This is a genomic window from Streptomyces sp. MST-110588 (assembly GCF_022695595.1).
Lineage (GTDB): Bacteria > Actinomycetota > Actinomycetes > Streptomycetales > Streptomycetaceae > Streptomyces.
Window position 1 is genome coordinate 592242 of record NZ_CP074380.1, and the last position, 25259, is coordinate 617500.

Consider the following 25259-nt stretch of genomic DNA (forward strand, 5'->3'; position numbering starts at 1 on the left):
GCGTCCGAGCCCGATGTCCTGCGTCCGAGCCCGATGTCCTGCGTCCGAGCCCGATGTCCTGCGTCCAGGCCCGACGCTCTGTGTACGAGCCCGGCGCCCGGGGCCTGAACCCGGTGCCCCATGACAGTCCAGTGAGCAGGGATTGGCCTTGGTCCGCGGGCGCGCCGCACTTCTACGCTCGCGCCATGAGGATCCGTATCGTCGACGCCTTCACCGACCGGCCCTTCTCCGGCAATCCCGCGGGAGTCGTCCTCCTGGACGGGGCCTTCCCCGACGACGCCTGGCTGCGGAGTGTCGCCGCCGAGGTCAATCTGTCCGAGACCGCCTTCGCCCGCCGGCTGCCCGAAGGAGGCGACGCCGACTGGGCGTTGCGCTGGTTCACGCCGACCGCCGAGGTGAATATGTGCGGTCATGCCACCCTGGCCACCGCGCACGTTCTGCACACCACCGGGACCGCCTCGGGGAGGGTGCGCTTCGCCACCCGCAGCGGGGTGCTGATCACCACCGCCGAGGACACCGGCTCGATCACGATGGACTTCCCGACCGCCCCGCTGACTCCCGTGGAGGTACCGCGGGTGGTGGCCGACGCCCTGGGCGTCACCGCCCTGTCCTGTCACTTCACCGGGGAGAACGTCGGCGACCTGCTGATCGAGGTGGCCGACGAGAAGGCCGTACGGGCCCTGGAGCCGGACCTGCGGGCGCTGGCCGCGTACGGCGGGCGCGGCGTGATCGCCACCGCGCGCGCCGCGTCCCCCGACAGCGGCTACGACTTCGTCACACGCTGCTTCTTCCCCGCCTACGGCATCGACGAGGACCCGGTGACGGGCAGCGCGCACACCGCGCTGGCCCCCTTCTGGTCGGCGCGTCTGGGCCGCGCCGAACTCACCGGCCTCCAGGGTCCGGCCGGCCGGACCGGCTTCGTACGTACCGCGCTGCGCGGCGACCGTACGCTGCTGACCGGAGCGGCCGTCACCGTCATCGACGGGGAACTCCTCACCGCGCCCTGATCCGTCACACCGGCCCCGGCCGCCACGCCTTCCGGCCGCCCCGTCCTGCGGTCACGGCGCCACGCGCCCTCACACCGTCGGCAGCCACCCCACCTTGCCCGCGAGCAGCGCGTAACCGACGAACGCCACGATGTCGATGAGCGAGTGCGCCGCGACCAGCGGTCCGACCCGCCCCCACCGCCGGTAGAGGAGGACGAAGATCACGCCCATACACATGTTCCCGACAAATCCACCAATGCCCTGATAGAGGTGGTACGAGCCACGCAGCACCGCGCTCGCCGCCAGTGCGGCCATCGGCGCCCATCCTGTCTGCCCCAGTCGGCGCAGCAGGTAGCCGACGACGATGACCTCCTCCAGCACGGCGTTCTGTACGGCCGAGGCGATCAGCACCGGGAGCTTCCACCAGGCGTCGGGCAAGGACTCCGGAACCACCGTCAGGTTGAACCCGGCCGCCCGCGCGCCCAGGTACAGCAGCAGACCGCAGCCTCCGATGACCGCCGCCAGCCCGGCGCCCCGGGCCAGATCCGTCCCCGGCCGCCGCCGGTCGAAGCCGATCGCCCGCAGCCCGCCGGCCCCCTCCCGCAGGAGGAAGTGCGCCACCAGGGCGACCGGCACCAGCGCGGTGGCGATCCCGAACACCTGCCAGGCCAGGTCCAGCCAGGGCCGCCCCGGCGCGTGCGAGGCGTTGAGCGTCGCCGCCTGGTCCTTCAGGCCACCTGGTCTGGTCACCGAGCCGATGAAGCTGATCAGGGCGGACACCCCGCTCGCGCCGAGCGAGAGCGCCAGTACCAGGAGCGTCTCGTTGCGCAGGACACGCCGGGCCGCCCCGTCACCCACTTCGCCGGGCGGTGCGCCGTACGGCCCGTCACCACGCCCTTCGCCCGCCCCTTGACCAGGCACATTCGCATCAGCCACGGGCCTCGCGTCCGACTGCACCACTGCCTCCACTTCCCCGATACCGCTTCTTGGCCACCATTGCCCCGCTAGGGTCTCGAATGCAGGTACGAAGATCGCGCGCGACAAGCCGGGGGACGAGCGCCATCCACGTGGCATGCGTTCCCCCTCTCCCATGGAAACCCGATCGAGCATCGAGAATCAGGAGAGGCGCTACCGCAATGGGACGTCACAGCTTGCCCGACGACTCCGCGAGCGGCAGCACGGGGGCCCGCAGCCGCGCCCGCCGCCGTACCGTCGCCGTCTCCACCGCGCTCGTCCTGGCGGTGGCGGCGGGTACCGTCGTCGCACTCCGCGGTGACCTGCTGTCTTTCAAGGGACCGTGCGAGGACAAGACGATGCGGCTGGACGTGGTCGCCTCGCCCGACATCGCGCCGGCCCTCGAAGAGGTGGCCGGCAAGGCGCGCGCCCAGCGGGTCCGTACGGACGGCAAATGTCTGGACGTCAAGGTCACCGCCCGCGCAGCCTATGAGGTCGCCGACTCCCTCATCCAGAACGGGGACGGGGGCAGGGGTTCCGGCGCGGGCCCCAAGTACCAGGTGTGGGTGCCGGATTCCCGCCTGTGGGTGGACCGCGTCACCGCCGAGAGCACGGGCGCGGGCACGGATACGGACGCGGACGCGCGGACGGATGCGGGTACGGGCACAGTGGCGGAGCCGGTCGGCAAAGTGGCCACCTCCCCGGTCGTGCTGGGCGCCACCCCCACGGCAGCCGCCTCCCTGGGCTGGCCCCGCAGGACCTACACCTGGCCCGAGCTGACGCGGGCGGCCATGAGCGGTGACGCCCTGCGGCTGGGCGCCGCCGACCCCGCCCGCAGCGCCACGGGCCTGCTCGCGCTCGCCCGTATCCACGCCGGAAGCATCCGGGAGGCAACGAGCCGGGAGGCCGCCGGCACCCGTACCGCCGCCGCGGCCAAGGCGCTGCACCAGCGGGTCGCGGACGGTGACGGGCAGGTCCTGGCGACACTGCCGCACGACGACTCCGGGGCGGAACGGGGCAATCCGCGCCGTAATCAGGCGCTGCTGTTGTCGGAACAGGCCGCCTACGCCCACAACACCGGGCGCAGCGGCGGCCCCGGCCTGAAGCTGTTCTATCCCAAGGACGGCACCGCCCATCTCGACTACCCGTACACCCTCCTGTCCGGTGACCGGCTCTCGCCCGACCAGTCGCGCGCCGCCAACCGTTTCATGACGCTCTTGGGGGACACCGAGGGGCAGCGCGCCTTACGGGAGCGCGGGTTCCGGGCCGGGGGTACCGGCAGCATCGGAAGTGCCGGGGGCACCGGAAGCGGGGGCGCGGACCGTGACAGGGCGGTCGCCGAGGTGGCGCGTACGGCCGGCGGCCGGGCCCCGCAGCCGTACGGCGCCGATCCGGCCGACCCGCCCTCGGCCAGGGAACTGCGGGCGCTGCTCGGCATGTGGACCATTACGGTGCAAAGTGCCCGTCTGACTACGGTGGTGGACGTTTCGGCGTCAATGGCCACGCCCGTTCCCGGTCAGGGCGGCCGGTCCCGGATGGACCTCGCCAAGAACTCGCTTCTCCAGGGGCTCGCCGCCTTCACCCCCGATGACGAGATCGGCCTGTGGAAGTTCGCCACCCGCCTGGACGGCCGGCGCGACTATCTCCCGGTGTCGCCGACCGACCGCCTGGGCGACCCCGGCCGGGCCGGTGGCGGCACCCACCGCGAGGACCTCTCGGCCGCGTTCGGCTCCCTGACGCCGGTGCCGGGCGGGGCCACCGGTCTGTACGACACGGTCCTCGCCGCGTACGAGCAGGCGTGCCAGACCTACGCGAGCGGCAAGTTCAACGGGCTGGTCCTGCTCACCGACGGCGCCAACGACGACGCGGACGGCATCGGCCTGGACGCCCTGGCCGGCAAGCTCAAGGAGCTGTCGGACCGGCGGCGTCCGGTGCCGCTGATCGCCGTCGCGATCGGCCCGGACGCCGACAAGTCGGCGCTGGACCGCATCGTCGGGCCGACCGGCGGCTCCGCGCACCGTGTGAACGATCCGTCACAGATCCATGAGGTGATCCTCAAGGCCATCATGGCGGCGGGCAGCACGTTTCCTCATTGAGCCCTCGCCTCCGTGTAGAAGATCTCGTGCGGGGAACGTCAGTTACGGGGAACCTCAGTTGAGGTCTGCGACGCCCTCGCGGCGTTCGGCGCCGTCCGCCTCGGTACCTCCCGCCTCGGCGCCTTCCGCCTCGGTGCCTCCCGCCGTGACGTCCCATTCGGGCGGCCAGGTGTGCACCGGCTCCCCGCCGTGCATCAGTTCGCTGTAGCGCCGGGTCATCGCCCGCAGCGCCGCCTCCCGCGCCAGGCCGCTGCGCGCGGCGTGGTGGTAGGCGGCGACCTGCCAGGACGCCCCGTTGACCCGCCGCCTGCACCGCTCCTCGATCACGCCCAGATAGCGGTCGCGGTCGGCCGGTTCCACGCCCCAGGCGTCCAGTCCGGCCGCCGCCATGGGCAGCAGTTCCTGGCGTACGAGCCGTACGGCCGGGACCTCGGCGATGCCGCCGGAGCGGCCGGGCCGCGGCCAGTTGAGCGCGGCGTCGATGCCGTAGCGGCAGGCGGTGTCGAAGTTCTCGGCCGCGGCGGCGAACGGCAGCCGTGACCATACGGGCCGCGGTTCGTCGGCGAAGGCCCGTACCAGCCCGTAGTAGAAGGCCGTGTTGGCGACGACGTCGGTGATGGTGGGGCCGGCGGGCAGCACCCGGTTCTCCACGCGCAGGTGGGCGACCCCGTCGGCCACGGCGTAGACCGGACGGTTCCACCGGTACACCGTCCCGTTGTGCAGCACCAGTTCGGCCAGGCTCGGCACCCCGCCCTCGTCCAGGACGCGCAGCGGCTCCTCCTCCCCGTAGATGGGCAGCAGGGCCGGGAAATAGCGCAGGTTCTCCTCGAAGAGGTCGTAGGCGGAGTCGATCCAGCGCTCGCCGAACCAGGTGCGCGGCCGTACCCCTTGCGTCCGCAGCTCCGGGGGGCGGGTGTCGGTGGCCTGCTGGAAAACCGGCGGCCGGGACTCCCGCCACAGTTCACGGCCGAAGGCGAACGGCGAGTTGGCGCCGATCGCGACCTGTACGGCGGCCACGGCCTGGGCGGCGTTCCACACGGGGGCGAAACGGTTCGGCGTCACCTGAAGGTGGAGCTGGACCGAGGTGCAGGCGGCCTCCGGCGCGATCGAGGAGGAGCTGGAGACCAGCCGTTCGATGCCCTGGATGTCGATGGCGAAGTCCTCGCCGCGGGCGGCCCTCATCTGGTCGTTCAGCAGGACGTAACGGTCGATCTCGGAGAGGTTGGAGGCGACGAGATCGTCGGTGGAGAGCGTCGGCAGAATTCCGATCATGACGATGCGGGCAGCCACTTCCCGGGCCTTGCGCTCCGCATAGCCCAGGCCCGTACGGAGTTCTTCGGCGAGCTGGTCCATAACCCGCCCGCACAACCGGTGCGGGGTGATGTTGACTTCCAGGTTGCACTGCGCCAGTTCGGTCTGGAAATCACGGCTGGCGATGCGTTCCAGGACCTGGGAGTTCATCATTCTCGGGGTACCGTCGGCCCCGGCGAGATTCAATTCGATCTCCAGCCCCATGAGATTCCTGGGTCGGTCGAACCGCTTCTCGTCCAGGAGTCTCCGCAATCCCGTGAGGCACTCGTGAAGTTTTCTGCGATAACGCTGCCGATCGGCCAGGTCGATTCCGTGCGCCGCAACCTTCTCCCCCATCGAAGCGTCCCTCCTCATGTGGCCGGCCCACGGCACGGGCCGTACGGGGCTTCCCCGGCGGAGCCTGGGGTTCACGCTACGGTCGATGATGCCCGGCAATCCGATCGACAACGCCTCGGCCGCGGGTTCGTACCGATAGGCTCACCCCGCGGGGGTCGGCACGTACCGGCGGCATATCGCGGCGGCGGACGCCGCCCGCAATGTCCTCGTGACAAAGACCGACAGGATTCGGCCTACCGCGTTCGCGGTGAAATGCGAGGTGACGAAGCGGTGGTCCGCTCAAAAATACAGAAATCAACCGGATGAAAAGTCCGGAAGCCGCCTTGCCGGAAATCCCCACGACCGCTAGCGGAAACACCGGCTGAACAACCGTCGTATAAACTTCGCGACGAGGCAGAGAGTTGGCGCCCAGCGTCGCGGTTCTCCCCCGGTCCTGCAGCACAGCGGCTGGCCCCGCCGGGCCGCAGCCCCGGACGGCCATGCTCTGACCCCCCCGCTGACAACGCCGTCCGCACCTTCCCCGCACCACCGTGTCTCTTGAGTGAGAGGCGACCCACCATGCCGCTGCATGTTTCCCCTGCCCCCGCGCCCGCCCTGCGCAGCGTCCTCGCCGCCCTCGGTTCCCCCACCGCCGTCCGCGAGGCGCGCACCACCGCCCTCCGCGCCCAGCAGGGCCCGCTCAGCCCCGAATGCCCCCTGCCCGTACACGTCCTGGACGGCGTCGGCCGCCTCGGCGGACCGCCGCGCACCCGCCTGACCGGCTGGCGTTTCCTGATCCTCAGCGGCGAGCGGGCGGTGGCCGCCGCCGAGGCCATGCTCACCGCCGACGGCTGGACGTTCTCGCACTTCTGCGAGGGGCCCTACGTCACGGCGACCGAACGGGCACTGCGCCAGGCGGAGTCGAGCCCCACTCCGTACCAGCCGCGGCTGCTGTCCGTACCGGAGCTCTACATGCTGACGCTGTGGCTGCACCAGGACATCACCGCGAACGGGGCCGAGGGGCCGCCCGCCCCCGGCGATCTGCTGGTGCCGCTCGCCCCGGCCCCGCCGGGCATCGCCGCGCACCGCCCACACCGCGTCGCCGACCTGCTGCCCCGGCTGACGAGCCGGCTCGCGCCGGCGGCGCCCCCGCTGATGGGAACCACCGCCTGAGACCGCGCACGTGGCGGGGCCTTCCTCCGTACCGCTTCATATGCCGTACGGCGGACCCCGCATTCCGTACGGCAGCGCACGTCGCCTCGCAGGAGCGCGCCCCGCGGCCCCCGGCCGCGGGGCGCTGCGCCGTGCCCGCCCGCCCGGGCCGTCCCGCGCCGTTCGCACCCAACCGCCCCTCAGGAACGCACAATTGGAAGCAACCGCCCGCACGGGTGGTGCGTCATCATCCAGTAAGGACCGCTGCTGCGAAATCCCTGCGGAATCGCGCCCGTAGGGGAACACTGGTATCGACCTATCGAAACGGGGGAGCGGCCATGACCATCTCGTCGAGCCGCACGACGTCACTCACCACACCGCAGCGAAAGACATCTTCCATGTGCCAGCACCAGCCGACATGCCCGTCCGCAGAGTCCACCGACCGGGAAGCCGCCCATCTCGTGGCGCACCACCCGGAGCAGGGCTGGAGTCTGCTGTGCAACGGCGTCCTGCTCTTCGAGGACACCGGTGAGCTCCTGCCGGACGGGCAGGTCATCGCACCGCACCGTCCGCTGGTCACCGCGCAGGTCGCCACCGCCGCCTGATCCGGGGCGGACCGCTCCCGGCGCGGGACACCGCCGTACGGGAGAGGACGTGGCGGCGGCGACTCGATCGCAGAACCGGCGATCACAGACGTCGACACGGGCGAACAGCGGCAGACGAACGCATACACCAGGGCCCCCGGCGTGGAAGCCGAGGGCCCTTCAGTATGCCGATTCGGTATGCCGCTTCAGTATGCTGCGATGCCGGCGCTTCGCCGCGCCCACGTCAGGTGATCGCCGGGCCGCGTGAGGTGACCTCGCGGCGCCGGCGGGCCGGGTGGACGCGCCGCCGCCTGCCGGTCAGTCGTCGTACTCCTCCAGCGGGGGGCAGGAGCAGACGAGGTTGCGGTCGCCGAAGGCGCCGTCGATACGGCGCACCGGCGGCCAGTACTTGGCCGACGCCTCCACGCCCGCCGGGAAGACCGCCTCCTCGCGGCTGTAGGCGTGCTCCCACGTGCCGCTCAGCGCGCCGGCGGTGTGCGGGGCGTTGCGCAGCGGGTTGTCGTCCTTGTCCCACTCCCCCGAGCCGACCTTGTCGATTTCCGCACGAATCGCGATCATCGCGTCGCAGAAGCGGTCCAGTTCGCTCAGGTCCTCGCTCTCGGTCGGCTCGATCATCAGCGTGCCGGCCACCGGGAAGGACATCGTCGGCGCGTGGAAGCCGTAGTCGATGAGCCGCTTGGCCACGTCGTCGATGCTCACGCCGGTGGCCTTGGTCAGCGGCCGTACATCGATGATGCACTCGTGCGCGACCAGCCCGCCGGGACCGGTGTAGAGCACCGGGTAGTGCGGCTCCAGGCGCTTGGCGATGTAGTTGGCGCTGAGCACCGCGACCTGGGTGGCGCGCTTGAGACCCTCGCCGCCCATGAGCCGTATGTACGCCCAGGAGATCGGCAGGATGCCGGCCGAGCCCCACGGCGCCGCGGAGACGGGACCGACGCCCGTCCTGGGGCCGGCGGCCGGCTGGAGCGGGTGGTTGGGCAGGTACGGCGCCAGGTGGGCGCGTACGGCGACCGGGCCTACGCCGGGGCCGCCGCCGCCGTGCGGGATGCAGAAGGTCTTGTGCAGGTTCAGGTGCGAGACGTCGCCGCCGAACCGGCCCGGCTCGGCGAGCCCGACCAGCGCGTTGAGGTTGGCGCCGTCCACGTAGACCTGGCCGCCCGCGTCGTGCACCGCCGCGCAGATCTCGCTGATGTGCTCCTCGAACACGCCGTGCGTGGAGGGGTAGGTGACCATCAGGACGGCCAGTTCGTCGCGGTACTGCGCGATCTTCGCGTGCAGGTCCTCGGCGTCGACCTCGCCGTCGGCACCGGTCTTGACGACGACGACCTTCATTCCGGCCATCACGGCGCTGGCGGCGTTGGTGCCGTGCGCCGAGGACGGGATCAGGCAGACCGTACGCTGCTCGTCGCCGTTGGCCCGGTGGTAGGCCCGTACGGCCAGCAGGCCCGCCAGCTCGCCCTGGGAACCGGCGTTCGGCTGGATGGAGACCTTGTCGTAGCCGGTGACGGCCGCGAGCCGCTCCTCCAGCTCCTGGATCAGCGACAGATAGCCCTGCGCCTGCTCGGCCGGGGCGAAGGGGTGCAACTGCCCGAATTCGGGCCAGGTGACCGGCTCCATCTCGGTCGTGGCGTTCAGCTTCATCGTGCACGAGCCCAGCGGGATCATGCCGCGGTCCAGCGCGTAGTCGCGGTCGGCGAGGGTGCGCAGGTAACGCAGCATCGCGGTCTCGGAGCGGTGCTGGTGGAAGACCGGGTGGGTCAGGTACTCGTCGGTACGCAGCAGCTCCGCCGGCAGCGCCTCCTCCACGGTCGCGTCGAGCTTGTCGATGTCGCCCTGGACACCGAAGGCACCCCACACCGCGGAGAGTTGGCTGCGCCCGGTGGTCTCGTCGCAGGCGATGCCGACCAGGTCGGGACCGGCCTGGCGCAGGTTCACGCCGGCTTCGCGGGCGGCGGCGACGACCTGGGCGGCGCGGCCGGGCACCCGTACGGTCAGGGTGTCGAAGTACGCGCCGTGGACGACCTCCACCCCGCCGGCCCGCAGCCCCGCCGCGAGGATCGAGGCGTAGCGGTGGGTACGGCGGGCGATGGAGGCCAGGCCCTGCGGGCCGTGGTAGACCGCGTACATGCCCGCCATCACGGCGAGCAGCACCTGCGCGGTGCAGATGTTGCTGGTGGCCTTCTCCCGGCGGATGTGCTGCTCACGCGTCTGCAGGGCGAGCCGGTAGGCCCTGTTGCCGTCGGCGTCCACCGATACGCCCACCAGCCGGCCGGGCAGGCTGCGCGCGTACGCCTCCCGTACGGCCATGTAACCGGCGTGCGGGCCGCCGAAGCCCATCGGGACACCGAACCGCTGGGTCGTACCGACCGCGATGTCCGCGCCCAGGTCGCCGGGCGAGGTGAGCAGCGTCAGGGCCAGCAGGTCGGCGGCGACGGTGACGATCGCGCCCAGGTCGTGCGCCTGCTCTATGACGCCCCGCAGGTCCCGTACGGCACCGGAGGCACCCGGGTACTGGAGCAGCACGCCGAAGACACCGCGGTCGGCGATCCCGGCGGGAATGCCCTCGGAGAGATCGGCCACCACGACCTCGGTCCCGGTCGGCTCCGCCCGGGTCTCGATCACGGCGACGGTCTGCGGCAGACAGTCCGCGTCGACCAGGAAGACGCCCTGCTTGACCTTGCCCACGCGCCGCGACAGGGCCATCGCCTCGGCGGCGGCCGTGCCCTCGTCCAGCAGCGAGGCGCCGGAGGTCGGCAGTCCGGTCAGGTCGGCGACCATGGTCTGGAAATTGAGCAGCGCTTCGAGGCGGCCCTGGGAGATCTCCGGCTGGTAGGGCGTGTACGCCGTGTACCAAGCCGGGTTCTCCATCACGTTGCGCAGGATGACCGGCGGGGTGAACGTGCCGTAGTAGCCGAGGCCGATCATCGAGGAGAGCACCTGGTTACGGTCCGCCAGCGCCCGCAGCTCCTCCAGGACCTGCGCCTCCGTACGGGCCTGCGGAAGCCCCAGGGCCTCGGCGCTCTTGATCACATCGGGCACCGCGGCGGCGGTCAGCTCCTCCAGCGACCCGAAACCGACGTGCGCGAGCATCTTGGCCTGCGCCTCCGGGCCGGGGCCGATGTGGCGCTGCTCGAAGGGGGTACCGCGCTCCAGCTCTGACAGTGAGATGCGGTGGGTATTCATCTGCGGGGGCCTCCTGGGTCTTCACGACCTGAGCAGGGCACCACGGCGCTGGTGCCCGGACGGCCTCCCCCTCTGTCATCTCAACCTGAGAGCTTCACCGGCCCGCGCTGGCGGTCCGGCTTTCACCGTCGGTGAGGAGGGGCCCCGTCGCTCTGCCTGCCCGCGGCCCGCCCTGCTTTCCAGAGTGACCTCGTCCATGCGGTACGTGTGCCTGAGAGTTTCCGGGGAGGATTTGCTCCTTCGGCGTCCTTGTCGCACCACGGCGAAGGACTCTCCCGCATGGGGTCTGCAGCCGTTCGTCAGCCTACCAGTGCGCCTCCGGAGCGTTCCTTCGAGTGGCCAGGGCATGAATTGTGCCGTTTGGTGGTTGTCACAAGGCAGTTGCGACCAGTTGGAGGGACCGTGCAGCCCGATATCGATCCCCGGAGCTTGATCGGCCGCAAGGCGTTCGACAAGAACGGCACCAAGATCGGCACCGTCGACGAGGTGTACCTGGACGACGCGACCGGCGAACCGGAGTGGGCGGCCGTGCGCACCGGTCTGTTCAGCCGGGACGCGTTCGTGCCGCTGCGGCCCAGCGAACTGGCCGACGAGACCCTGCGCGTCCCCTACGACCGGAGGCTGATCAAGGACGCCCCGGACTTCGGGGTGGGCCGTCACCTCTCCCCCGAGCAGGAACTCCAGCTCTACCACCACTACCGGCTGGATATCTCCTCCGCCGACCCGGCCCCGGGGCGCTGTGGCGACGAGGGCCGGGAATTCGGCCGGATAGCCGGGTCCCCGGACTGACCGACCGGGGCCTGCGCCACGAGCGGAAGCGGTTCCCCCGGCCGCAGCGCCGGGTCGTCGACGGCGAAGGTCCGCACCCGCCCGGGCTTTGACCAGGGCTGTTCGAACCGTACGGTCACCCGGCCCACCCCGCTGCCCTGCACCCACCCGGGCCCGTGCTCCTCGTGGACCACATCCAGCCCCGGCAGCCACCTCCGGGGCCGCTCCTCCTCGGCGCGCTGCCCGGCCCCCTCCTGTCCGGCCGCCTCCACGGCCTCGCGCACCCGCTGCGCCTCTTCCCGCTCCGCCCGCTCCGTGGCGATCTGCGCGAACAGGTCCTCCTGCGTGAAGTCGGTCAGACCGCTCACCCCACGCCCAGCAGACGCACGCCGCCCGTGGTGTCCACCGTCTCCAGCAGCCGCAGCGCGGCCTCCCGCACCACCGCGGGGTCGTCCGTGGGCCCGCGCAGCGTCTCGGACCTGGTCAGCGTCGAGAAATCGTAGTTACGCACCTTGATCACCACCGTCCGCCCGGACCGCCCGGCCTCCCGCAGCCGCCGTACGCACCGGTCGGCCAGCCGCACCACCTCCGCCCGCACCCGCGTCCGGTCGGTCACGTCCACCTCGAAGGTGTCCTCGGCCGAGACGGACTTGGCGTCCCGCTCGGCGACCACCGGCCGCTCGTCCCGCCCCAGCGCCATCCGGTACAGCCCGGCGCCGTGCGCCTTGCCCAGCAGCCGCACCAGCTCCGCCTCGCCGGCCTCGGCCGTCTCCGCGACCGTCGTGATGCCGGCCCTGCGCAGCGCCTCCGCCGTGGCCGGGCCCACCCCGGGGAGCGTACGCACCGGCAGCGGGCCCAGCAGTCCCCGCTCGGTCCCCGGCTCGATGACCACCAGCCCGTCCGGCTTGGCCTGCTCGGAGGCGATCTTGGCGAGCATCTTGGCGCCCGCCAGGCCCACCGAGCCGGTCAGTCCCGTACGCCGCCGGATGTCCCGGCGCAGCCGCTCCCCACCTTCCGCGCCGCCGCGGTGTCCGCCTGGGTCCCGCCCGCCTCCAGGTCCACGAACGCCTCGTCCAGGCTCAGCGGCTCCACCAGCGGCGAGAGGGCGTGCAGCAGCTCCATGACCGTGTCACTGATCTGGCGGTACAGGCTGAAGCGGGGGCTGAGGTAGGCCGCGTTGGGGCACAGCCGGCGCGCCTGGGCCGTGGGCATCGCCGAGCGGACACCGAAGACCCTTGCCTCGTAGGACGCCGTGGAGACCACACCGCGCGGCCCGATCCCGCCGACCACGACGGGTTTTCCGCGCAGGCTCGGCTTGGCCGCCTGCTCGGCGGCTGCGAAGAACGCATCCATGTCCAGATGCAGGATCGTCGGTGCACGTCTCACACCACAGATGCTGCCGTACACCACTGACAATCGGCCCGGCCGGCGGACGTGGCGCGGCCGACTGACGTGGCGTGGCCGACGGTCGTGGCGCGGGCAACGGCGTGGCGCGGGCGACGGCCGGCCGCCCGGGCCCGTACGGCCCTCCCGCGGCCCGGGAGCCTGCGCCTTCAGCCGTACGCCGCCGGCGTCAGCCCGCGCGGTTGCGGCGCCGCGCCAGCTCGTCGTGGGGGTTGTGTCCTATCAGGGTCTCGCCGGTGTCCACACGCTCTCCGTGGAGCTGCGAGAGGGCGCCCTCCACGTCCCGCCACACCACGCCGACCGCGATCCCGAAGACGCCCTGGCCGCCCTGCAGCAGGTCGACGACCTCGTCGGGCGAGGTGCATTCGTAGACCGTGGCGCCGTCGCTCATCAGCGTCATCCGTGCCAGGTCGGACAGGTCGCGGGAGCGGAGGTGCCGGACGGCGGTGCGGATGTTCTGCAGGGACACGCCGGTGTCCAGCAGCCGCTTGACGATCTTCAGGACGACGACGTCGTGGAAGTTGTAGAGCCGTTGGGTGCCCGAGCCGTACGCGGGCCGTACGCTCGGCTCGACGAGCCCGGTGCGCGCCCAGTAGTCGAGCTGGCGGTAGGTGATGCCCGCGGCGGCGCACGCGGTGGGCCCGCGGTAACCGATGGTCTGGGCCCCGCGGTCGCGGTCCGCCGGCACCGCGGCGGCCTGTGCCGGACCTCGGTTCGCCGCGCCGGGACGGAGCGGGTACGCCCCTTCCGCCGCCCTGCCGTCGCCGGTGATTGCCACGCCGACCTCCGTCCTCCACGTCCCGGACGGGACCTGCCTTATCGACGGTATGCAGTCACTCGGGGTGCGTCAACGATCGCCGCGCTCGCCACGCCGAGTGATAATCACCCTACGAGTGGTTTCTCGCGCCCCGCGCGGGGAAAGGGTACTCGAATGCCCTGGCTGAGGCCGCCCTTACGGCTCTCTTCCCCCGACCGTCCGTTCCTCACCGGCCGCCGGTCACCGGCCGGCCGTCATCAACCGTCCGCCCCGGCCGCCGCTCACTGGCTGTTGGTGCCGAAGTCCTCAGGCGAGATCTGGTCGAGGAATTCGCGGAACTTCTCCACTTCGTCCTCCTGCTCGTCCGGGATGGCGATACCCGCGTCGTCCAGCACACCGTCGGTCCCGTAGATCGGCGTTCCGGTGCGCAACGCCAGCGCTATGGCGTCCGACGGACGCGCGCTGACCTCCACCCCGCTGGCGAAGACCAGTTCGGCGTAGAAGACCCCCTCCCGCAGGTCCGTGATGCGGACCTGGGTCAGTTCCTGGCCCACCGCTTCGAGCACGTCCTTGAACAGGTCGTGCGTCAGCGGCCTGGCAGGGGCCATGCCCTGCTGGGCGAAGGCGATGGCGGTGGCCTCCCCGGCCCGATCCAAATGGGCAGGTAACGGTCGCCTCCTACCTCCCGTAGGAGCACGATCGGCTGGTTGGAGGGCATTTCCACCCGGACACCCACGACGTCGAGCTCGTTCACACAGCAACCCTAGGACGTGCCCGGCCGGTTTGGGTAGTCGGGCACCCCCGCCGCTCAGTGCAGCCGTATCCGCAGCGCGGTCTGGACCAGCGCGGCGTGCAGGCGTACGGACAGCGTCGCCAGCTCCCTGGCGGTCGCCTCCGCGTGGGCTCTGGTCTGCGGATTACGGTGCCTCCGCAGGGGCGCGACAATTTGTTCGACCAGTCCGGCCTCGCGTTCGGCCGCCGCTTTGACCGCGCGCAGATGGCGCGGTTCGAGGCCGAAACGGCCCAGCTCCGCCACGAGTCTGGCGACCGTGACGGCCTCGATGTCGTACCCACCGTCGGCGGCCGGGGTGATGAGCCCGTACGACTCCCAGTCGGTGAGCTCGGCCTCCTCGATCCCGGCAGCACTCAGCAGCTCGGCACGCCCGATACGGGCCGCCGTCGGCTGCTCGGCTCCGGGCCCCGCCAGCCCCTCCAGCAGCTCACGGGAGGGCGGCGGCGCCGGGGCGGGCAGGGCCACCTGCTCGCCCCGTTCCAGGGCGTCCAGATGCTCCCTGATCACCTTCAGCGGCAGATAGTGGTCCCGCTGCATCCGCAGGACCCCGGCCAGCCGCTCGACGTCCGCGGCGCTGAACTTCCGGTACCCCGACGGCGTGCGCTTGGGCTCGACGAGCCCCTCGGCCTCCAGGAACCGGATCTTGGAGATGGTGACCTCGGGGAATTCCTCGCGCAGCACATTGAGCACCGTGCCGATGCTCACCAGCTTGCCGTCCGAGGCGGCGGTGCCGGAGGAACCGGCACCGCCCGACGGTGTGCGGTGCATAGACCTTCCCTGGCCGGTCAGATGCCGACAGACCGCTGGCTCGCGTAGAAGACCAGGCGGTACTTGCCGATCTGCACCTCGTCGCCGTTGGACAGGGCGGTGGAGTCGATCCGCTCACGGTTGACGTACGTGCCGTTGAGGCTGCCGACGTCCGCGACCGTGAAGCCGCCGTCCTGACCCCGCCGGAACTCCACGTGGCGGCGCGAGACCGTCACGTCGTCCAGGAAGATGTCGCTCTGCGGGTGGCGGCCCGCCGTGGTCAGATCGCCGTCCAGCAGGAACCGGCTGCCGGAGTTCGGGCCCCGGCGCACCACCAGGAGCGCGGATCCCAGCGGCAGCGCGTCCACGGCGGCCTGCGCCTCGGGGGACAGCGAGGGCGACAGCGTCTGCCCCGTCGTCTCCGAGTCGTATGCCTCGATCCCCGAGATGGAGATGGTCGAGGTCGTCTCGGAAGCGCGCTCGGCCTGCGCTCCCGGCCGCAGCGGCGCGCCGCAGTTGGAGCAGAACCGGCTCGCTTCGGCGTTCCGGTGGCCACACCTCGTACAAACCGGCAAGGCAAACCCTCCACCCGTGCTTGAGGCCGCTGGTCCCCCGGAACCTATGCGGCCGGACGAGGAGGGGTCAACAGAACCAGCGCCGTGGCCACCGGAAATATCACCGGACGGCCCACCGACCTGGTCACGGAAGAGCGGGCGCTCTTCAGGAGCGCTCTCGTCGGGCCGGCGCTCGGCTCGGTGCCGTGCCGAGCCGCTGCCGCCCTCCTGGCGTGCGCTCTTGCCGAACAGCTTTGCAAACAACTTCACGGGCGATTCCCCTTGAACGAAACAGACCCGCCCGTGGGGCAGGACGAACCCTCGATGCACACACCGGCCGATCCGGACATCTTCTGAACGTCCGTGGCCTTCGGACAGTTTCCACCACGCACCGCACCTGCGGTGCGCCGACCCCCCGCTCCTTCTCGCCTTATCCGGGCCATCGCCGCCCGTGTCGGTCTCACTGCGATGACGACCGAGCGTAGTCAGGCCGCTTCGCCTCCCGCAAGGCGTCCACGACGATCTTCTGCTGACGGGTCACAGACACCTTGGCCTGCTCCTTCTCCAAAGTCTGAACCACCCCTCCCGGGATGTTCAGAGCCGGTTCCAGATCCTCGGGCTTGCCGATCACTTTGAAGCGGTACGGCGGGGCGACGCGCTTGCCGTCGACCTCCACCCCGCCCCGTACGTCCGAGAAGTACGTATTGGCCACCACCCGGACGTCATTGACCTGGATGGCCTCCGCGCCCGCCGCCCGCAATTCCTGGATGGTGTCCAGGAGTTTGTCCGCCTCCACGGAATGCGAGGCGTCGTCGATCGTGAGAGTGATGCCCGGACCCTGGGCCGCGGCCGTGCCGGCCAGCACACCGAGCTGCTGTTCCTTCTCCACCGTCTGTTTACGGGCCTCCTCGGCCTGGTCCGAGCTGTTCTCCAGCTCGGCCTTCTGGCTTTCCAACCTGTGCTGTTCATCGGTCAGACGCTGCGAGCGGTTGTCCAGCTCATCCAGAATGCGCACCAGATCCTCCTGGCGCGCCCCGCGCAGCGCACTGCTGTCACTGGTGGAACGTACCTGAATCGCCAGGCCGAGGCCGAGAATGAACAGCAGCAGGGCGACAATCAGTTGAGCCCGGGTCAGCCGTGGCGGCCACAGACCGGCGATCAGCCGCTGCCGGCCGGTCATCGTACGGTCCGGGCCGCCGGGCGCGTCGGAATCCGCCTCCCCGGCGGCACCGGCCGGACCGGAGTCCGTCGGGGCCTCCGGGGGCGTGGGCCGCCGGGCGGGGGGCTTCCAGCTCCCCTGCTGGGGCCCTGTCGTGGGCCGCTGCTCCGGGGGCTGCTTCCGTTCCGGCGTCGTCTGCTGCTCCGGCGCCGGTTCCGGTGTCTGCTCCGGCGCCTGTGTCCGCGCCGGCAGCTCCTGGCGCTCCGAGGTCTGCCCGTGCTCCGGAGTCTGCTCCCGCGCCGGTGGCTCGTGTCCCGGCGCCTGCTTCCGCGGCTGTTCCTGCGGCTGCTCCTGTGGCTGCCGTCGCTCCGGCGTCTCCTCCGGCCCCTGAGCACCGTTGGCCCCGCCGGCCCCGCCGGCCCCGCCGGTTGGGTTGGCCCCGTTCGCTTCGTCGGCTCCCATCGGCCTCACGCCCTGAAGACGTGCCGGCGGATGGCCGCGGCGTTGGAGAAGATGCGGATGCCGAGCACGACGACCACACCGGTGGACAGTTGGGCACCCACGCCCAGTTTGTCACCGAGGAAGACGATCAGTGCGGCCACGACCACGTTCGACAGGAAGGACACGACGAAGACCTTGTCGTCGAAGATGCCGTCCAGCATGGCGCGCAGCCCGCCGAAGACGGCGTCCAGCGCCGCGACGACGGCGATCGGCAGATAGGGCTCGACCACCGTCGGCACCACGGGCCGCACCACCAGCCCGACCACGACTCCCACGATGAGGCCCAGTACGGCGATCACGATGTGCCCTTTCCTGTGTCGGCGCCGCCCGCCCTGGCGGCGCCGGCCTTCGGCTGTGCGGTACGTACGATCAAACTGGGCGCGGGCGGCAGCCTGACCTCGGACTCGGCGGAGATCTTGGTGCGGATGCCGTAATCCTTCTGTAGTACGTGGAGGTACTGCCCGTCGGCACTCTTGTGGAATGCGTCGCTGAGCCGCTGCCCGTCCCCCACCGCCAGCACCGTGTACGGCGGCGCCAGCGGCTTGTTGTCGACCAGTATGGCGTCTCCCGCCGCCCTGATCGCCGAGAGGGAGGTGAGTCGCTGACCGTTGACGGAAACGGCCTCGGCGCCGGACTCCCACAAGCCGTTGACGACCCGCTGCATGTCGCGGTCGCGCAGCCGGCCGGTGTCGGAGAAACCGCTGCTGCCGCGCGGGCCGTCGCCACCGCCGGAGTGCGCCTCCTTGGCGTCGTCGACCACCAGCTTCACACCGGGCCCGGTGACCTGGGTGGAGCCCGCCAGCAGCGCCAGCAACTCGGCCCGGTCCCCGCCGTGCTTGGTCAGGGCCTCGCGCTGCATGGACCCCACGTCCTCGCGCAGCGTGTCGACGTGCTTTTGCACCTCGTCCGCCTCGGTCGTGCCCCGCTCGATGCGGTGGATCAGTTCCTCGCGCTCCTTGGCCAGCGTCGGTGCCGATATCCGCGCCTGGGCGGCGCCCACCGTGACCACCACCGCGGCCAGCACCAGACCGGCCGCCAGGCCCAACTTCGCCCGCAGCGTACGCGGTAGACCCCGTAGGCCGGCCTCCGACCTGCGCGCGGCTGCCTCGGCGTAACCGTCGTCCAGACTGTGGTCCATGACGTTGGTCAGCAGCGACATGGACGCATCGGGACGCGGCGCGTGGGCGGTGTTGCTCCGATCGGGGCGCTGCTGCGACATGCCGCACATCGTCGCACGTCGGCGGCACAGTCTCCCAATGGCCCCACCGGCGTGCCGAATCGTGACACGCCGGTGGGGCCGGCAGGCTCACACCTCAGCGGCCGGCGCTGTCCACCACCGCGGACCACTCGTCCAGCAACTGCTGGGCGGACGCCTCGTCCGGGCCTTCCGCCCACAGATGGGTGACGGCCTCCGCCGGGTCGGGCAGCACCAGCACCCAGCGGCCGTCGGCCTCCACGACCCGTACGCCGTCGGTGGTGTCCACCGACCGGTCACCCGCCGCTTCGACGACATGCCGCATGACCAGGCCCTTGACCGCCCATGGCGTCGCCAGGTCGCGCCGCTGCACATGGGCGCGCGGAATGCGGGCGTCTATCTGACTGAGCGTGAGCTGGGTACGTGCCACCAGCCCGATCAGCCGTACGAACGCGGCGGCACCGTCGAAGACACTGCTGAACTCCGGGACGATGAAGCCGCCACGGCCGTCACCGCCGAAGATCGTGTCGTCACCGCGGCCCACCCGCGTCAGATCACCGGGCGAGGTGGCCGTCCACTCCACCTGCGTACCGTGGTAGGCGGCGACCTGTTCCGCGATCCGGGTCGTGGTCACGGGCAGCGCCACCCGGCCGCTGCGCCGCTCGGCCGCCACCAGGTCGAGCATGACCAGCAGGGCGCGGTCGTCCTCGATGATCCGCCCCCGCTCGTCCACCAGGGACAGCCGCTCCCCGACCGGGTCGAACCGCACGCCGAACGCCGCGCGGGCCGAGGCCACGATCTCACCCAGCCGTACGAGACCGGAGCGCCGGGCATCGGCGGTCTCGGTCGGCCGGGACTCGTCCAGTCCGGGATTGATGGTCAGTGAATCGACACCCAGCCGGCCCAGCAGGCTCGGCAGCACCAGGCCCGCACTGCCGTTGGAGGCGTCCACGACCACCTTCAGGCCGGACTCGCTGATGCCGGTGGTGTTCATGGCCCGCAGCAGGGAGCCGGTGTAGGAGTCGAAGACGCTGGAGGGGAAGTGCAGGTCGCCGATCTCGCCCGGGAACGCCCGCCGGTACTCCTGGCGCGCGTAGACCCGGTCCAGCTTGCGCTGTCCGGCCTGCGAGAGGTCGGCGCCGCGCTCGTCGAAGAACATGATGTCGACGGAATCGGGGACCCCGGGGGTGGTCCGCACCATGATGCCGCCGGCGCTGCCCCGGGCCGTCTGCTGGCGGGCCACCGGCAGCGGTACGTTCTCCAGGTCCCGTACGTCGATGGCGCTGGCCTGGAGCGCGGAGATCACCGCTCGTTTCAGGGCCCGCGCGCCCCGGGAGTGGTCACGCGCCGTGGTGACCGTGGAGCCCTTCTTCAGGGTCGTGGCGTACGCCCCGGCGAGCCGTACCGCGAGCTCCGGGGTGATCTCGACGTTGAGGATGCCGGAGACGCCCCGCGCGCCGAACAGATGGGCCTGGCCGCGGGACTCCCAGATCACCGAGGTGTTGACGAAGGCGCCGGCCTCGATGGTCTTGAACGGGTAGACCCGTACATTGCCCTGAACAATCGATTCCTCACCGACCAGACACTCGTCGCCGATGACCGCGCCGTCCTCGATCCGGGCGGCACGCATGACGTCGGTGTTCTTGCCGATGACACAGCCGCGCAGATTGCTCTGCTGCCCGATGTAGACGTTGTCGTGCACCACGGCCTTGTGGAGGAAGGCGCCGCTCTTGACCACGACGTTGGAGCCCACGATGGTGTGCTCGCGGATCTCCGCGCCCGCTTCGACCTTCGCGTAGTCGCCGATGTACAGGGGGCCGCGCAGGACCGCGTCCGGATGCACCTCGGCGCCCTCGGCGACCCATACGCCGGGCGAGATCTCGAAGCCGTCGATGTCGACGTCGACCTTGCCCTCCAGGACGTCGGCCTGGGCCTTGACATAGCTCTCGTGGGTGCCGACGTCCTCCCAGTAGCCCTCGGCGATGTAGCCGTAGACGGGCTTGCCCTCCTTCATGAGCTGCGGGAAGACATCACCGGACCAGTCCACCGGAACGTCGGGCTCGACGTAGTCGAAGACCTCGGGCTCCATGACGTAGATACCGGTGTTGACGGTGTCGGAGAACACCTGGCCCCACGTCGGCTTCTCCAGGAAGCGCTCTACCTTGCCTTCCTCGTCGACGATCGTGATACCGAATTCCAGGGGGTTGGGGACCCTCGTGAGGCAGACGGTGACGAGCGCGCCCTTTTCTTTGTGGAAACGGATCAGCTCGGTGAGATCGAAGTCGGTGAGGGCGTCACCCGAGATCACGAGGAAGGCGTCGTCCTTGAGGGCCTCCTCGGCGTTCTTCACGCTGCCGGCGGTCCCCAGGGGCTTTTCCTCGTTGGCATAGGTGAGCTCCATGCCGAGCTCTTCCCCGTCACCGAAGTAGTTCCGCACAAGAGACGCAAGGAATTGCACGGTCACCACGGTCTCGCTGAGTCCATGCCGTTTCAGCAGCCGCAGTACATGTTCCATGATCGGCCTGTTGGCCACAGGCAGCAGCGGCTTGGGCATGCTCGATGTCATGGGGCGAAGACGGGTGCCCTCGCCACCGGCCATCACGACGGCCTTCATGTCGGAAGCGTCCTCCTCGAAGAGACGACAATCTTGCCGACCTCACCCGCCCGTCCGGGCCGTAGCCTCCGGTCCCCCGCCGTTCCGCGGTTTCCGAGCACGAGGTCCGGCCGGTACGCACCGGCCGGACCTGGCCTCCCGTCCCTGCGGGGGGCTCAGTCGACTGTGGCGTCCGCCCTGATCAGTCGGCGAACCTGTACCACGTAGAGGATCCCTGCCCACCAATACAGCGCTGTACCCCATCCGGCGAAAGCCCATCCGAAAATTCCTGCGATGGTGTTGAACCAGTGGTGCCCGTAACTGAGCAGAAGCAACGGGAACGCATACATCAAGTTGAATGTAGCCGCCTTGCCCAGGAAGTTCACCTGGGGAGGGCCGTAGCGGTGCCGGGCGAGGACGGAGACGGCGATCAGCAGCATCAGTTCGCGGGCCAGCAGCGCCGCGGTGAGCCACAGCGGAAGGATTCCGCGCCACGTCAGTCCGACCAGCGTCGACAGGATGTACAGCCGGTCGGCGGCCGGGTCCAGGACCCGGCCGAGCCGGCTGATCTGATTCCAGCGGCGGGCCAGCTTCCCGTCGAGGTAGTCACTGACACCGCTGAGGGCGAGCACCACCAGCGCCCAGTAGTTCGCCGACTCCGGGCCGCCGAACTCCGGCCACAGGATCAGCCACAAGAACACCGGCACGCCGACGAGACGGGCCATGCTCAGAATGTTCGGGATGGTGAGGACGCGATCCGTCTGGACCTGCGTCTCCTGGACCTCCACCCGGGGGCCTCCTGTGGGGAACGTACCGACGATGCACCCCGACCTTACCTGGCCCGTTCACGGACCCGCGCCGCGGGGCCCGGGCCCACAAATGCAGAAAGCCCCGCACCATACGGTGCGGGGCTTCCCCTAAAGTTTGTTCGGCGGCGTCCTACTCTCCCACAGGGTCCCCCCTGCAGTACCATCGGCGCTGAAAGGCTTAGCTTCCGGGTTCGGAATGTAACCGGGCGTTTCCCTAACGCTATGACCACCGAAACACTATGAAGATGAACTCCAGCCAGCACAGGCGAGTTCGTTACTTCAGAACCTACACAGTGGACGCGAGCAACTGAGGACAAGCCCTCGGCCTATTAGTACCAGTCAACTCCACACCTTACGGCGCTTCCATATCTGGCCTATCAACCCAGTCGTCTACTGGGAGCCTTAACCCCTCAAAGGAGGTGGGAGCCCTCATCTCGAAGCAGGCTTCCCGCTTAGATGCTTTCAGCGGTTATCCTTTCCGAACGTAGCCAACCAGCCATGCCCTTGGCAGAACAACTGGCACACCAGAGGTCCGTCCGTCCCGGTCCTCTCGTACTAGGGACAGCCCTTCTCAAGACTCCTACGCGCACAGCGGATAGGGACCGAACTGTCTCACGACGTTCTAAACCCAGCTCGCGTACCGCTTTAATGGGCGAACAGCCCAACCCTTGGGACCGACTCCAGCCCCAGGATGCGACGAGCCGACATCGAGGTGCCAAACCATCCCGTCGATATGGACTCTTGGGGAAGATCAGCCTGTTATCCCCGGGGTACCTTTTATCCGTTGAGCGACGGCGCTTCCACAAGCCACCGCCGGATCACTAGTCCCTACTTTCGTACCTGCTCGACCCGTCAGTCTCACAGTCAAGCTCCCTTGTGCACTTACACTCAACACCTGATTGCCAACCAGGCTGAGGGAACCTTTGGGCGCCTCCGTTACCCTTTAGGAGGCAACCGCCCCAGTTAAACTACCCACCAGACACTGTCCCTGATCCGGATCACGGACCCAGGTTAGACATCCAGCACGACCAGAGTGGTATTTCAACAACGACTCCCCCGCCACTGGCGTGACGAGATCACAGTCTCCCACCTATCCTACACAAGCCGAACCGAACACCAATATCAAGCTATAGTAAAGGTCCCGGGGTCTTTCCGTCCTGCTGCGCGAAACGAGCATCTTTACTCGTAGTGCAATTTCACCGGGCCTATGGTTGAGACAGTCGAGAAGTCGTTACGCCATTCGTGCAGGTCGGAACTTACCCGACAAGGAATTTCGCTACCTTAGGATGGTTATAGTTACCACCGCCGTTTACTGGCGCTTAAGTTCTCAGCTTCGCAACCCCGAAAGGTCACTAACCGGTCCCCTTAACGTTCCAGCACCGGGCAGGCGTCAGTCCGTATACATCGCCTTACGGCTTCGCACGGACCTGTGTTTTTAGTAAACAGTCGCTTCTCGCTGGTCTCTGCGGCCACCACCAGCTCAGGATGCAAGACCCCTCACCAGCAATGGCCCCCCTTCTCCCGAAGTTACGGGGGCATTTTGCCGAGTTCCTTAACCATAGTTCACCCGAACGCCTCGGTATTCTCTACCTGACCACCTGAGTCGGTTTAGGGTACGGGCCGCCATGAAACTCGCTAGAGGCTTTTCTCGACAGCATAGGATCATCCACTTCACCACAATCGGCTCGGCATCAGGTCTCAGCCTTAACGTGCGACGGATTTGCCTACCGCACGGCCTACACCCTTACCCCGGGACAACCACCGCCCGGGCTGGACTACCTTCCTGCGTCACCCCATCACTTACCTACTACCACCTTGGGTCAGCGGCTCCACCACTCCCCTTGCTCCGAAGAGCGCAGGGCGGCTTCACGGCCTTAGCATTAATGGGCTCGATACTGGGCGTTTCAAAGCGGGTACCGGAATATCAACCGGTTGTCCATCGACTACGCCTGTCGGCCTCGCCTTAGGTCCCGACTTACCCTGGGCAGATCAGCTTGACCCAGGAACCCTTAGTCAATCGGCGCACACGTTTCCCACGTGTGTATCGCTACTCATGCCTGCATTCTCACTCGTGAACCGTCCACAACTACCTTCCAGTGCTGCTTCACCCGGCACACGACGCTCCCCTACCCATCACGATCCCCGTTAGGGGTAATACCGCAATGACACGACTTCGGCGGTGTGCTTGAGCCCCGCTACATTGTCGGCGCGGAATCACTTGACCAGTGAGCTATTACGCACTCTTTCAAGGGTGGCTGCTTCTAAGCCAACCTCCTGGTTGTCTCTGCGACTCCACATCCTTTCCCACTTAGCACACGCTTAGGGGCCTTAGTCGATGCTCTGGGCTGTTTCCCTCTCGACCATGGAGCTTATCCCCCACAGTCTCACTGCCGCGCTCTCACTTACCGGCATTCGGAGTTTGGCTAAGGTCAGTAACCCGGTAGGGCCCATCGCCTATCCAGTGCTCTACCTCCGGCAAGAAACACACGACGCTGCACCTAAATGCATTTCGGGGAGAACCAGCTATCACGGAGTTTGATTGGCCTTTCACCCCTAACCACAGGTCATCCCCCAGGTTTTCAACCCTGGTGGGTTCGGTCCTCCACGAAGTCTTACCTCCGCTTCAACCTGCCCATGGCTAGATCACTCCGCTTCGGGTCTTGGGCACGCTACTCAACGCCCTCTTCGGACTCGCTTTCGCTACGGCTACCCCACCCGGGTTAACCTCGCAACATACCGCAAACTCGCAGGCTCATTCTTCAAAAGGCACGCAGTCACGACGCAAGAACAAGTTCTTGCGCGACGCTCCCACGGCTTGTAGGCACACGGTTTCAGGTACTATTTCACTCCGCTCCCGCGGTACTTTTCACCATTCCCTCACGGTACTATCCGCTATCGGTCACCAGGGAATATTTAGGCTTAGCGGGTGGTCCCGCCAGATTCACACGGGATTTCACGGGCCCCGTGCTACTTGGGTGTCGCACAAGCAAGTTACTGACATTTCAGCTACGGGGGTCTTACCCTCTACGCCGGACCTTTCGCATGTCCTTCGCCTACATCAGCAATTTCTGACTCACCTCACCGCCGGCAGACGATGAAAGCGCGATCCCACAACCCCAGCCACGCAACCCCTGCCGGGTATCACACGTAACTGGTTTGGCCTCATCCGGTTTCGCTCGCCACTACTCCCGGAATCACGGTTGTTTTCTCTTCCTGCGGGTACTGAGATGTTTCACTTCCCCGCGTTCCCTCCACATACCCTATGTGTTCAGGTATGGGTGACAGCCCATGACGACTGCCGGGTTTCCCCATTCGGACACCCCCGGATCAAAGCTCGGTTGACAGCTCCCCGGGGCCTATCGCGGCCTCCCACGTCC

16 protein-coding genes, 2 rRNA genes, 2 pseudogenes and 1 riboswitch (1 of these 21 only partly in view) are annotated in these 25259 nt (G+C 68.9%); of the genes and pseudogenes, 5 read left to right on the top strand and 15 right to left on the bottom strand.

Translation table 11 applies throughout. From position 1 onward, the window contains the following. The first annotated feature begins 185 nt into the window (after positions 1 to 185). Positions 186 to 1007, top strand: a complete 822-nt coding sequence (locus KGS77_RS02675) for a PhzF family phenazine biosynthesis protein (RefSeq protein WP_242578505.1) — start codon at positions 186 to 188, stop codon at positions 1005 to 1007. Positions 1008 to 1076: 69 nt separating this feature from the next. On the opposite strand, the gene KGS77_RS02680 is transcribed toward KGS77_RS02675, so the two are convergent. After that, positions 1077 to 1844 (bottom strand): CPBP family intramembrane glutamic endopeptidase, encoded by a 768-nt coding sequence (locus KGS77_RS02680; protein ID WP_242587257.1) that lies wholly within the window; start codon positions 1842 to 1844, stop codon positions 1077 to 1079. Between the two features lie 278 nt (positions 1845 to 2122). Here KGS77_RS02680 and KGS77_RS02685 point away from each other — a divergent pair, with 278 nt between their 5' ends. After that, the gene (locus tag KGS77_RS02685) at positions 2123 to 4036 is read left to right on the top strand and encodes a substrate-binding domain-containing protein (protein WP_242578506.1); all 1914 of its coding nucleotides are present in this window, start codon (positions 2123 to 2125) and stop codon (positions 4034 to 4036) included. 54 nt (positions 4037 to 4090) lie between these two features. Here the strand turns inward: KGS77_RS02685 and KGS77_RS02690 are convergent, their stop codons facing one another. Beyond that, positions 4091 to 5683: a glutamate-cysteine ligase family protein gene (locus KGS77_RS02690; protein ID WP_242578507.1), complete on the bottom strand. Its 1593-nt coding sequence runs from the start codon at positions 5681 to 5683 to the stop codon at positions 4091 to 4093. 558 nt (positions 5684 to 6241) lie between these two features. Between KGS77_RS02690 and KGS77_RS02695 the strand changes: the two genes are divergently transcribed. Continuing rightward, the gene (locus KGS77_RS02695; protein WP_242578508.1) at positions 6242 to 6835 is read left to right on the top strand and encodes a hypothetical protein; all 594 of its coding nucleotides are present in this window, start codon (positions 6242 to 6244) and stop codon (positions 6833 to 6835) included. Positions 6836 to 7212: 377 nt separating this feature from the next. Continuing rightward, complete coding sequence (locus tag KGS77_RS02700) at positions 7213 to 7419, top strand: DUF5999 family protein (RefSeq protein WP_277994309.1); 207 nt, start codon at positions 7213 to 7215, stop codon at positions 7417 to 7419. 297 nt (positions 7420 to 7716) lie between these two features. Here KGS77_RS02700 and gcvP read toward each other — a convergent pair whose 3' ends face one another. Then, positions 7717 to 10602, bottom strand: a complete 2886-nt coding sequence (gene gcvP / locus KGS77_RS02705) for an aminomethyl-transferring glycine dehydrogenase (protein WP_242578510.1) — start codon at positions 10600 to 10602, stop codon at positions 7717 to 7719. Positions 10603 to 10791: 189 nt separating this feature from the next. Continuing rightward, positions 10792 to 10890: riboswitch (glycine riboswitch) on the bottom strand. A 114-nt stretch (positions 10891 to 11004) separates the two neighbouring features. Between gcvP and KGS77_RS02710 the strand changes: the two genes are divergently transcribed. Next, positions 11005 to 11391, top strand: coding sequence for a PRC-barrel domain-containing protein (locus tag KGS77_RS02710; RefSeq protein ID WP_242578511.1), 387 nt, complete (start codon positions 11005 to 11007; stop codon positions 11389 to 11391). Here the strand turns inward: KGS77_RS02710 and KGS77_RS02715 are convergent. From KGS77_RS02715 to KGS77_RS02770, 12 genes and pseudogenes are all read right to left on the bottom strand, one after another. Then, positions 11298 to 12756: pseudogene (locus tag KGS77_RS02715) on the bottom strand (DNA polymerase IV). The gene KGS77_RS02710 and the pseudogene KGS77_RS02715 overlap by 94 nt on opposite strands. 187 nt (positions 12757 to 12943) lie before the next feature. Further along, on the bottom strand, positions 12944 to 13552 hold the full coding sequence (locus KGS77_RS02720) for a MerR family transcriptional regulator (RefSeq protein WP_242578512.1): 609 nt from the start codon (positions 13550 to 13552) through the stop codon (positions 12944 to 12946). Between the two features lie 260 nt (positions 13553 to 13812). After that, positions 13813 to 14285: pseudogene (locus KGS77_RS02725) on the bottom strand (bifunctional nuclease family protein). Positions 14286 to 14339: 54 nt separating this feature from the next. Further along, positions 14340 to 15092: a MerR family transcriptional regulator gene (locus KGS77_RS02730; protein WP_242578513.1), complete on the bottom strand. Its 753-nt coding sequence runs from the start codon at positions 15090 to 15092 to the stop codon at positions 14340 to 14342. Positions 15093 to 15109: 17 nt separating this feature from the next. Beyond that, positions 15110 to 15967, bottom strand: a complete 858-nt coding sequence (locus KGS77_RS02735; protein WP_242587258.1) for an FHA domain-containing protein — start codon at positions 15965 to 15967, stop codon at positions 15110 to 15112. Positions 15968 to 16085: 118 nt separating this feature from the next. Further along, positions 16086 to 17036, bottom strand: coding sequence for a DUF881 domain-containing protein (locus KGS77_RS02740; RefSeq protein WP_242587259.1), 951 nt, complete (start codon positions 17034 to 17036; stop codon positions 16086 to 16088). A gap of 215 nt (positions 17037 to 17251) precedes the next feature. Beyond that, positions 17252 to 17584 (bottom strand): small basic family protein, encoded by a 333-nt coding sequence (locus KGS77_RS02745; RefSeq protein WP_003984969.1) that lies wholly within the window; start codon positions 17582 to 17584, stop codon positions 17252 to 17254. Continuing rightward, complete coding sequence (locus KGS77_RS02750; RefSeq protein WP_242578514.1) at positions 17581 to 18504, bottom strand: DUF881 domain-containing protein; 924 nt, start codon at positions 18502 to 18504, stop codon at positions 17581 to 17583. The genes KGS77_RS02745 and KGS77_RS02750 overlap by 4 nt, the downstream gene beginning before the upstream one ends. Positions 18505 to 18598: 94 nt before the next feature. Further along, on the bottom strand, positions 18599 to 21094 hold the full coding sequence (locus KGS77_RS02755) for a mannose-1-phosphate guanyltransferase (RefSeq protein WP_242578515.1): 2496 nt from the start codon (positions 21092 to 21094) through the stop codon (positions 18599 to 18601). Between the two features lie 155 nt (positions 21095 to 21249). Next, positions 21250 to 21861, bottom strand: a complete 612-nt coding sequence (locus KGS77_RS02760) for a CDP-alcohol phosphatidyltransferase family protein (protein WP_242578516.1) — start codon at positions 21859 to 21861, stop codon at positions 21250 to 21252. Between the two features lie 138 nt (positions 21862 to 21999). Beyond that, positions 22000 to 22116 (bottom strand): 5S ribosomal RNA (gene rrf, locus KGS77_RS02765). 75 nt (positions 22117 to 22191) lie between these two features. Then, a 23S ribosomal RNA gene (locus tag KGS77_RS02770) occupies positions 22192 to 25259 on the bottom strand (it continues 53 nt past the right edge of the window).